At 51.5% G+C, this 6,219-nt stretch carries 7 protein-coding genes; 4 read left to right on the forward strand and 3 right to left on the reverse strand.

The window, feature by feature from the left end; translation table 11 throughout:
* A partial coding sequence (locus NZ772_11910; GenBank protein MCS6814252.1) for an Orange carotenoid protein occupies positions 1 to 367 on the reverse strand: 367 nt, incomplete at its 3' end.
* Positions 368 to 539: 172 nt separating this feature from the next.
* Here NZ772_11910 and NZ772_11915 point away from each other — a divergent pair.
* Together NZ772_11915 and NZ772_11920 are read left to right on the forward strand one after the other, a co-directional pair.
* Positions 540 to 1,280 carry a DUF2993 domain-containing protein gene (locus NZ772_11915; GenBank protein ID MCS6814253.1) on the forward strand — a complete coding sequence of 247 codons (741 nt, stop codon included), beginning with the start codon at positions 540 to 542 and terminating at the stop codon, positions 1,278 to 1,280.
* Between the two features lie 87 nt (positions 1,281 to 1,367).
* Positions 1,368 to 3,047, forward strand: a complete 1,680-nt coding sequence (locus NZ772_11920; protein ID MCS6814254.1) for an AarF/ABC1/UbiB kinase family protein — start codon at positions 1,368 to 1,370, stop codon at positions 3,045 to 3,047.
* Between the two features lie 65 nt (positions 3,048 to 3,112).
* Here NZ772_11920 and NZ772_11925 read toward each other — a convergent pair whose 3' ends face one another.
* Positions 3,113 to 3,241: a hypothetical protein gene (locus NZ772_11925; GenBank protein ID MCS6814255.1), complete on the reverse strand. Its 129-nt coding sequence runs from the start codon at positions 3,239 to 3,241 to the stop codon at positions 3,113 to 3,115.
* A gap of 86 nt (positions 3,242 to 3,327) precedes the next feature.
* Here NZ772_11925 and NZ772_11930 point away from each other — a divergent pair, with 86 nt between their 5' ends.
* The gene (locus tag NZ772_11930) at positions 3,328 to 4,452 is read left to right on the forward strand and encodes a DUF4351 domain-containing protein (protein ID MCS6814256.1); all 1,125 of its coding nucleotides are present in this window, start codon (positions 3,328 to 3,330) and stop codon (positions 4,450 to 4,452) included.
* 134 nt (positions 4,453 to 4,586) lie between these two features.
* Here NZ772_11930 and NZ772_11935 read toward each other — a convergent pair whose 3' ends face one another.
* A complete protein-coding gene (locus NZ772_11935; GenBank protein ID MCS6814257.1) occupies positions 4,587 to 5,486 on the reverse strand; it encodes a Uma2 family endonuclease in 900 nt (299 codons plus the stop codon).
* A gap of 531 nt (positions 5,487 to 6,017) precedes the next feature.
* Here NZ772_11935 and NZ772_11940 point away from each other — a divergent pair.
* Positions 6,018 to 6,219 (forward strand): hypothetical protein (locus NZ772_11940; protein ID MCS6814258.1); only part of this gene is annotated, 202 nt, incomplete at its 3' end.

The following is a 6,219-nucleotide window of genomic DNA, read 5'->3' on the forward strand; positions in this document are numbered from 1 at the left end:
CGGCCATCAGATTCGCCAAGTGGTACCAAAATGCAAGCTTGGTAGTTGGGCTGAGTGCACCATAGGCCCTAGAGATCAAGGAGTCACCCTTAGTAAACAGTGTCCGAACAGCTTGCAACTGTTCAACGTGAGCCATTGCTTGAACCTGCTGCAACAAGCCCTCTACCTGCTGCGATCGGCTAGAACTAGGAGCCGCAGGCATCACCAAGTAGCTCAGATCTGTGTATATATGCCAGAAGACATCCATCTGGTCGTCGGCGCATAGCCTCTGAAACTGAGCTACGACCGATACTGCTCCCGATGCCACCCCTAATACATCCCTGGCTACTACGTGAGCACTGGAGAAACGTGATAAGTTGAAACCCATGGCCGCAACCATACCTGTAAGTTTAGATCAGCACTCAAACGCAGGGAACAGTGATCAGCTTCGTCCTGGCTTAACCCAGTTCGCTGGAAAACGGCATCCTATGCTACTATATTGCAATATTTATTTACAATTTGCAAATAAGATTTACAAATCATCTTGATTATGGGTATTAATGACTGATTCTCTTGCTGGTAGCCACCTGATTAGTGCGGTGCTATCCCCCGCCATTCGATTATGGCTGCGCTCTCAAGTGCAGCGAGCTGAGGGTCTGCAAGTAGGAATTACTGGTAGCGATCGTCAGCTATTGTCAGGCTACATCCCAGAGGTTAGCTTGGCTGCTCACCAGATTATCTATCAGGGGTTGCATCTTAGCCAGATGCGGGTTCAGGGGGGCAATATTCGCATTAATTTGGGGCAGGTACTACGGGGTAAGCCTTTGCGCTTGCTCGAAGTGGTGCCCGTAGCAGTAGAACTGTTGTTAACGGAGGCCGATCTGAATGCGTCTTTATGCTCAGATCTACTACGCGCTGGTGTAGCTGACCTGCTGACAAAATTATTCCAGGCCCAACACAGTCTACCGTTACCAGCAATCCCCACTGGTTCAGACCAAGTGCAAATCCACCAGTCACAGATGGCGATCGTCTCTGGACGGGTAACCTTGGAGGCATCTGTGATCATTGCGAACTATGCTCCAGTAACGATTGTGCTCCAGGCAGGTATTGAAATGGTGGAGGGGCGCAAGCTGTGTTTAGTGAACCCTTGTCTGTTAGATAGCTTTCAAACCACTCAGGGCAGAGCGATCGCTGAGCTAGACGGCTTCTACATTGACCTAGGCCCAGACGTTAACATTCACACCCTATCCCTGAGGGATCATGACCTGATTTGCCACGGCTGCCTCAACGTTGTCCCCTAGTCCTCGATTTTTGCTTAGGTGTGCAAGAGGTCGATTACACTGGTATTCAGTGCTGGCTACCCACTGTTACGATGAACTGACAGGTTAATGCTCACGACAGTCAACCGCAAATCACTCCGTTGGCAACGTAAGCGCTACTCTCCGATCGCGCGACAGATTGATGTGTTTGGGGTGGCACTGAAGCTAATGGTGGATCTGTGGTGGGATCGGCTCATGGCCCATAACAGCCAAGATCGAATCCATCGTCGTGCCCAGTGGTTGGTCGGTGCTCTGCTGGACCTAGGCCCCACGTTCATTAAAATTGGGCAAGCACTCTCCACTCGTGCTGACCTACTGCCCTTGGAATATGTCCGGGCGCTCCAGACTTTGCAAGACCAAGTGCCTGCCTTTCCTAGCAACATTGCCATTTCCATTATCGAGACAGAACTAGGGAAACCCATCCATGTGCTCTTTCGAGATTTTGACCCAGAGCCGATCGCCGCAGCCAGCCTAGGGCAAGTTCATACTGCCCATCTCCATACTGGCGAGCATGTGGTCATTAAGGTGCAGCGTCCTGGTTTAGAGAACTTGTTCGACTTAGACTTCAAGGTATTGCAGCGGTTGATCAAGATCTGCCAGCGAACTATGGCCTGGACGCAATACTACGAGCTAGATGAAATTTACAAAGAGTTTTTTACCGTGCTCTACCGGGAAATTGACTACATCCAGGAGGGCAAAAATGCTGATCGCTTCCGAGAAAACTTTAAGAACTATCCCCGCATTCGTGTTCCTAAGATTTACTGGCAGTACACCACGCGGCGGGTATTGACCATGGAATACTTGCCGGGGATCAAGGTTAACGATCGGCAAAGCCTAGAAGCCTGCGGAATTGATCCCAAGGAAATCAACAAGCTTGGTATCTCTAGTTACCTGAAGCAATTGCTGCAAGATGGGTTCTTTCAAGCGGATCCCCACCCTGGTAACTTAGCGGTGTCCCAACAGGGCGACCTGATTTTCTATGACTTTGGCATGATGTCGGAGGTGAAACCCCTTGCCAAGGGTCAAATGATGAAGACCTTCTTTGCCATTATGCGCAAAGACACAGACGAAGTAGTAGACAGTTTGGTGGACATGGGGTTGCTGGTGCCCGTCAAGGATATGACCCCCGTGCGCCGCATCATTGGCTTTTTACTGGAACAATTCGTAGAACGTCCCTTGGAAATTCGAGCGTTTAAGCAACTCCGCAATGAGCTGTATGCCATGTTTATCCAGCAGCCATTTCGCCTGCCTGCTCAGATGACCTATATCGTCAAGTCGCTCACAACCCTAGATGGTATCGCTCGAACGTTGGATCCAGAGTATAGTTTGTTAGCGGGCGCCCAACCATTTCTCCGCAGTCTTGCCCTGGGTGGACGGGGACAGGGTAATGTTGTCACAGATATAGTGCGACAGGCGCGGGAAGTGCTCAACCAACAGTTGAACAAGCCTAGCCGAGTGGAACTGGCAATTCGCCGATTGGAAGACCGCCTAGAGCAGGGAGAACTGGAGTTACGGGTACGCTCAATAGAGAGCGATCGTGCCCTTAAGCTCCTTAATCTAGCAGTCAAGAGTTTGATATATGCTTGCATGACAGGGTTCACACTGCTGTCTGGAACGGTATTGCTGTTGGGTAAGTACGTGAGCTGGGCGATCGTTGCCTTTTTGCTCACAGGTGTGTGTTGCATCCTGCTGATACGTTCCCTAATTCGGCTGGGGTTACAAGAACGCCTTGATCGCCTGCTAGATTGATCGTCAGTTCTAGACAATGAGGTGGTTGCAAGATCACCCTAATGTTGCTAGGCACCTACAACCGTTTAGCCTTGTGTGCGCTGCACCCAGTGCATGGCTTCGGTATACCCAGGGGGGTCATCGTCGCTGTCACTGGAGCCTGCATCGAGCACCCGAAACGGCGGCAATGTGCGTTGTTCCAAGTCATTTCCCATAACCATGAACCCTGCGAAATGCCTGTTTCCACTGTATGGGTTGCTAGCCGTCCAGCATCACTCGTCCTGCCATCCCAAGGCACGCCATGATTGACCACGATCGCCTCTTCAAAGAACTGCTCACCACCTTCTTCTGGGAATTCCTGCAACTCTTCTGCCCAGAAGTCACCACCTACATCGACCCTGACTCCCTCACCTTCTTGGACAAAGAAGTCTTCACCGACGTAACCGCCGGAGCCAAATACGCAACAGACCTGCTCGTGCGCGCCAAGTTTCGGGAGCAAGAAGCCTACTTCCTCATCCACCTAGAACATCAAGCCCAGCCCCAGCCAGCCTTTAACAAACGCATGTTCCGCTACTTTGCCCGCCTGCATGAAACCTACGATCGTCCCATCTATCCCATCGTCCTCTTCTCCTTCCCTGAACCGCGCACTTTGCAGCCAAGACACTATGAAGTCACCTTCCCAGATGGCACCATTCTCCAGTTCAACTACCGCGTCATTCAACTCAACCAACTCAACTGGCGAGACTTCTTGCAGCAACCAAATCCAGTTGCCAGTGCCCTGATGGCTCGCATGAATATCGCCCCCGCAGACCGACTGCGAGTCAAAGTCGAATGCCTGCGACTGTTGGCTACCCTACGGCTCAACCCAGCCAAAATGCAGTTAATTTCTGGGTTTATTGACACCTACCTGCGACTTAGTGCCGCAGAACAGCAGGCGTTTCGAGCAGAACTTGATACCATTGAACCAGAAACCAAGGAGGTGGTTATGCAGATTATCACCAGTTGGATGGAAGAAGGGATCCAACAAGGGCTGCAACAAGGACGGCAAGAAGGAAAGCGAGAGGAAGCGTTACGGACGGTATTACGGTTGCTCAATCGTCGGTTTGGCACCCTCAGTGCCGATCGCCGCTCCCAGATTCAAACCCTAGCCCTGCTGCAACTTGAAGACCTGACCGATGCCCTGCTGGACTTCACCAGCCTAGCAGACCTGGATCAATGGCTGCACAATCTTGCCACCCAGATTGATTGCCTTACCCAGCAAATCACTACCCAGCTAGGAGACCTGCCCCCCGACCTGCGACTGACCTTGCAGCAGCTATCCCTAGCACAACTGGCGGCTCTGCCAGTAGCCTTGCCCAGCTTGTCCCAAATGGCTGACCTAGAAGCGTGGCTGACAGCACAAACCTCTAGCACTGATGCACCATAGCCCAATCTACTTGCTGAAGCTTAAGTGAAACAGTTGCGATCGATTTGATTGAGGAGTGACTAGGGTGAAGGGGTTGGCAAAGCAGATACTCGGCAGCATTAGAATCTTACAGTCCCTCGGGAAAAATCCCTAGCCTAGACCTGATCAGGATCTAACCCTTGACTACGGAGAAAATCCGCCAGTCGTTCTGCCCGTTGCCGCTCTGCCTCAGCCCGCTGCGCTTCTGCCTCAGCCCGTTGGCGCTCTGCCTCAGCCCGTTGGCGCTCTGCCTCAGCCCGCTGCGCTTCCGTCTCAGCCCGTTGGCGCTCTGCTTCAGCCTGTTGTGCCAACTCCATGGCTGTTAACAGCCGCTCTCCCGTTTGGGCATTCTCTAGCACTACTTGCCCATCTTGCAGGCTAATCCACAAGCCCAACACCCGGGAAAGAATTCGTCCCTCCTCATCAGGGGTAATCGGTTGATAGACACCAGGGGCAACTAGGCGATACCCAAGTACTTCTTCCCAGGTTTGCTGGCGATTCCTACGCCGATCAAGAATAATGTACTCCTGCACCTGAGCTTGGGCATAGTGTTGCACTTTGGTTTCTCGATCCACATGGCGATAGCGGGGAGAGACGACCTCCATCACAACGGCTGGACGCACTCCCTCTTCTGCTACTACAAAGGTGAAGCGATCGCGCTCTGGCTCTTGCACATCAAACACTACCATCACATCTGGGGAATGGTCGCCTAGGTCAATATCCCACTGAATCAGAAGATCGCTGTAGACACAGGTGTTGGGTTGATGACTAAACCAGCGCTTCAATAAGTCTTTGAGGGTGCTGACGATGCGATCGTGAAAGGTATTTGTGGGCAAGTGGTCACCCTCCCTGGGATGCAAAAACTCAGCGTCGGTTAGGGGGGTCCAGATGATTTCACCAGTCCCATCAGGGTGCTCGACCCATTCCTCATGCCAACCCGTCTCAGCAAAGTTAGCTGTGCTGGGTGAGGTGGTAGCTGTGCTGGAGTTCTGAGGATTTGCGATCGTTGATGTCATAACCCTCAATCAAACCTAACGTGGATGAGAGACCCTAGAGAATCCATAATGCCTCTATCATACTGGCTTACTGTGACCTCGCCAATAATACCAATTTGCCAAAAGCTAGCTACATAACCCATTAGTTCATAATGTTAGTTCGTAATCAGGACTTAAGTCCTGACTGAAAGCTATCTACAGCGACATTATGGGGAATTGGAATAAGGCATGAGTAGGGTTGCTTCTAACAGGTGGGGGAGACATCCCTCAGTCTTTGCCCATAATTACATCGACATCTTGATTGTTGAGTACGCGGGTGCATTAGACCAGATACATAAAACAAGCTGTATACTGTACGAACAACGTAAGTAAGTACCCAAACTCCTGCTAGGGAGGCCGTGGTTTGCCCAGTGGAAAAAAGCAAGTGAAGAAGCAGTTAGTGGAGACACCAAACCGATGGTTCAACAACTCAACCCCACTCCCAGCCACTATCAATTCCTTGACCCACCCAGTGATGACGACTTCTTCTACCCAGAAAGCGATGGCAAGCCCATGGCCGATAACACCACCCAATTTTACCTGATGATCAAAATTCAGGGTGGAATTGATGCCCTCTATGCCCAAGACCCCAACGTCTTTGTAGCTGGAGACCTGCTGTGGTATCCCATTCGCCACTCGTTGGAAAGGCAAGCTCCCGATGTCATGGTTGTTTTCGGTCGTCCTAAGGGACATCGCCGCTCCTACAAGCAGTGGC

This window comes from Cyanobacteriota bacterium (assembly GCA_025054735.1).
Classification (GTDB): domain Bacteria; phylum Cyanobacteriota; class Cyanobacteriia; order SKYG9; family SKYG9; genus SKYG9.